The sequence below is a fragment of the Protofrankia sp. CiP1_Cm_nod4 genome, assembly GCF_982290645.1.
Genome location: NZ_CEVIVC010000254.1, coordinates 1 through 3,402, shown reverse-complemented (window position 1 = coordinate 3,402; position 3,402 = coordinate 1). Strand labels below are relative to the sequence as shown.

The 3,402-nt window shown below is 72.0% G+C and carries 4 protein-coding genes; 2 read left to right on the top strand and 2 right to left on the bottom strand.

Annotation, left to right across the window (positions count from 1 at the left end; all coding sequences use genetic code 11):
• Positions 1-111: 111 nt before the first annotated feature.
• Complete coding sequence (locus tag AC5LSR_RS23775; RefSeq protein WP_250285378.1) at positions 112-822, bottom strand: Fic family protein; 711 nt, start codon at positions 820-822, stop codon at positions 112-114.
• Positions 819-1,040 (bottom strand): AbrB/MazE/SpoVT family DNA-binding domain-containing protein, encoded by a 222-nt coding sequence (locus AC5LSR_RS23770; protein WP_250285377.1) that lies wholly within the window; start codon positions 1,038-1,040, stop codon positions 819-821. The genes AC5LSR_RS23775 and AC5LSR_RS23770 overlap by 4 nt, the downstream gene beginning before the upstream one ends.
• 337 nt (positions 1,041-1,377) lie before the next feature.
• Between AC5LSR_RS23770 and AC5LSR_RS23765 the strand changes: the two genes are divergently transcribed.
• Complete coding sequence (locus AC5LSR_RS23765) at positions 1,378-2,370, top strand: tyrosine-type recombinase/integrase (RefSeq protein ID WP_250285376.1); 993 nt, start codon at positions 1,378-1,380, stop codon at positions 2,368-2,370.
• Between the two features lie 392 nt (positions 2,371-2,762).
• Positions 2,763-3,128 (top strand): hypothetical protein, encoded by a 366-nt coding sequence (locus AC5LSR_RS23760; protein ID WP_250285375.1) that lies wholly within the window; start codon positions 2,763-2,765, stop codon positions 3,126-3,128.
• The last annotated feature ends 274 nt before the right edge of the window (positions 3,129-3,402 follow it).

The following is a 3,402-nucleotide window of genomic DNA, read 5'->3' as shown; positions in this document are numbered from 1 at the left end:
GGGGCAGCCGTAGGTGGAAAACGTCGCCCACACAGCGGAAAGCACCTATTGGCTCCAGCCAGACTTTTGTGATCAGTTACGAGCGTGGCCAGTGGCGCCGGCCGTGAGCGGCTACGTCGCGGCGCGGCGGTTCGCCTCGTCGGCGAGTGAGACCGCCAGCAGGCGGGTCAGGGCGGGCGTGTCCTGGGTGTCGAGCATGGCGATGTACGCGGGCCGCTGGGTGACCTGGACGATGGCGGGGAACCCGAACCTGCGGATGGTCTGGTAGGCGATGATCGCGCGGCCGACGCGGCCGTTGCCGTCGGAGAACGGGTGGATGCGTTCGAATGCGATGTGCGCACCGGCGATCGCCTCCAGCAGGGCCTCGTTGTCGAGGTTGACGGTCTGCCACTCGGCCTGGTCGGCCCACTGGAGCGTGAGCTCTCGGACGCGTGAGGGTGGCGCGGGCCGCCAGGACGCCCCGGTGACAATGTTGCTGGAGGTCTTGTACCGGCCGTGGTCGTGAGCCAGATGGTCCATCAGCGCGGCGTGCAGGTCCAGGACAAGGCCGGTGGTCAGCGGTTCGTCGTCGGCGACGGCCCGCAGGATCCGGGCGAGCGCCTGGTAGTGGTTGGCGGCCTCGTACAGCTCGCGCACCGGCGTGCCGGCCACGGGCACACGTTCGTCGACCAGCAGGGTGATGGTGTCGGCCAGGGTGAGGGTGTTGCCCTCGATCGCCGCGGAGTGGTGCGCCAGGCGCACCAGCACGTCCTCGGCGTACTCCGGCGACAGGACCTCGGCGCGGGCGACCTCGGCCAGGAACTCCTGCCGGGTCCAGGTCACGACCGGGTCCGGGCCGCGTTGATCACAGCCATCAGCTCGGGCAGCGACGCGTCCTCGTACCGGCTCACGGCGCGGACCTCGAGTACGCCGGCCCGGACGGTCACCTCGACCGTGTCTCCGGGACCGATGCCCAGAGCGTGCAACTCGGCCGGGCTGATCGTGATGCCCGCCGAGTTCCCGATCGTGACGACCTTCTTGCGCATACGAACAGGGTACATCTCAGTACGAACCCTCTGTGGCGATGGCGGCCGAAGCCCGGCCGGCCCGGCACCTGTCGACTGAGCGTTCCGCTGTCCTCGACGGCCGTAGGTGGAAACCGTCATCGGCACAGCGGAAACCACCTACGCATCCCCTGGCGGCGGGGCCGTCAGGGGTCACCGTGCCTGGTCCGGGACGGCTGTGCGGCTCCGCCGGCAGGCCCACCTCCGTTCAGTATCGTTTTGTTTTATGTTTCGTATAGTTACGAAACTTTGGATACGAAACTATAGACATCCTGACGCGCGATAAGCTTTACTTCTCGGGCGTCAGCGGGATGGGGAAGAGGAGGGCCGGGGAGTGGGCGGCGACGGTGCGGAAGTTGCGATTCGCCGGGATGACGATGGCACGCTGCTGTCGTCCGACCTGGTCGAGCGGGTGGCCGACTATGCCCGGGCGGCCAGGGCCGACTCGACGTGGCGCGCCTACGACACGGACCTGCGGCACTTCGCCGCCTGGTGCGCCGAACGCTCCCCGCACCTGGTGGCGCTGCCGGCGCTGCCGGCGACCGTGGCCGGCTACCTGACGGCGCTGGCCGACGCCGGCTACAGACCGGCCACCATCCGCCGCCGGCTGGCCGCCATCTCCGTGGCCCACCAGCTCGGCCGCCATCCCAACCCGGCCGCCTCCCCCGAGGTCGCGACCGTCTGGGACGGCATCCGCCGCGTCCACGGCACCGCGGTGACGCGCAAGAACGCGCTGGAGACCGGCCTGCTCACCCGGGTGCTCGCCGAGCTGGACGACTCCCGGCCCGCCGACCTGCGCGACCGGGCGCTGCTGCTGGTCGGTTTCGCCGGCTGCCTGCGCCGCGGCGAGCTCGTCGCGCTGGACGTCGCCGACATCGCCGAGACACCGGACGGGGTCGTGCTGACCATCCGCAGGTCCAAGACCGACCAGGAGCGGGCCGGGGCGCTGGTCGGCCTCACCTTCGGCTCCTACCGGCCGACCTGCCCGGTCCGCTCCTGGATCGCCTGGCGGCAGGCCGCGGGCCTGACCGACGGGCCCGCCTTCCGCTCGGTCAGCCGCCACGGCGGGGTGGGCGCGGGCCGGCTGCACCCGGGCTCGGTCGCCCGCATCGTCCAGCGCCGGGCCGCCGCGGCGGGCCTGTCCCCGGAGGACTTCGGCGGGCATTCCCTGCGGTCCGGGTTCGCCACGGCCGCCGCCCGCGCCGGCGTGCCCGACCGGGCGATCATGCGGCAGGGGCGCTGGCGGTCGTCGGCATCCCTGGACAGCTATGTACGCGCCGGCCGCCTGTTCGACCGCGACAACCCCTCGGGCCGGGTCGGCCTGTAGCGGGCGGCGGCCGCGGCGTCCGGGCCGTTACCGCCGGGGCTGGCCCGCGGGCCCCTCGGGCCGGGCGGGCCCGAGCTCCACCGCCGGCGCGCGGCCGCCGGGCCGTGACCGGTCTGACCGGTCTGGCCGGTCTGGCCGGTCTGTCGTGCCGGTCACTCTGTGCTCGGGATCTGTGTGCGTTCCGGTTGACGGACCGATAATGGATCCTGCTGGCCGGCTCCCGTCCGCAGTCAGTCAGACCCGCACGGTCAGGTGGATCCGGAAGATGGCGGAACGGCCCGTGTGCTCGACATCACCACTCGGCCTGTGCTATCTGACCTGCATGGCAGCCTGCGACGTCCAGGCCCGCCGCCCCGTCCACGCAGGCGATTCCGGAGGTAGCAGCCCATCCCATGGCCGAACACACCCCTCGCCGCAACATCGAGACCTGGGCGCACGAGCTGCCCGCCAGTTTCATCGAGTGCCGCACCATGGGACACCGCTGGGAACCCCACAGCGCGGTCTGGGACAAACAGGCCCGAGCCTACCATGTCATCCACGAATGTGACCGCTGCCACACCCAGCGCAAGGCCTGGTGGAGCCGCAACGGTGAGATCACCGCCGCGGGCTACAGCTACCCCGAGGGCTACCTGACCAAGGACGTCGGCTACATCGGCGCCGACGGCCGCGGCGTGCTGCGCACCGAGTACCTCGCCCGCGTCTTCGCCGCGGCCGCCGCCCGCGGCGCCGGCAACGGCAACGCCCCGCGGGCCTCCTGAGGACACCCGGCACACGTGATATTCACCGGCTCCCGGAACACCTGGACCCCGCGGGCCTCCTGAGGACGACCGGCACCCGAGACAGCCCGGACGGCTGGCAGGCCCCGCTCCAGAACGCGGACGGAACCCACCCGGCCGGGACGGATACCGGCCCCGCCCTGGCCAGGACGAGCGGGCTTTCCGGGGGGACCGGCGGCCGGGGGCCCGGTTGCCGGCGGGCGGCCGGTCAGTGGATACGCCGGTCAGTTGGCGCAGATGCCGGCCAGGGCGGGCA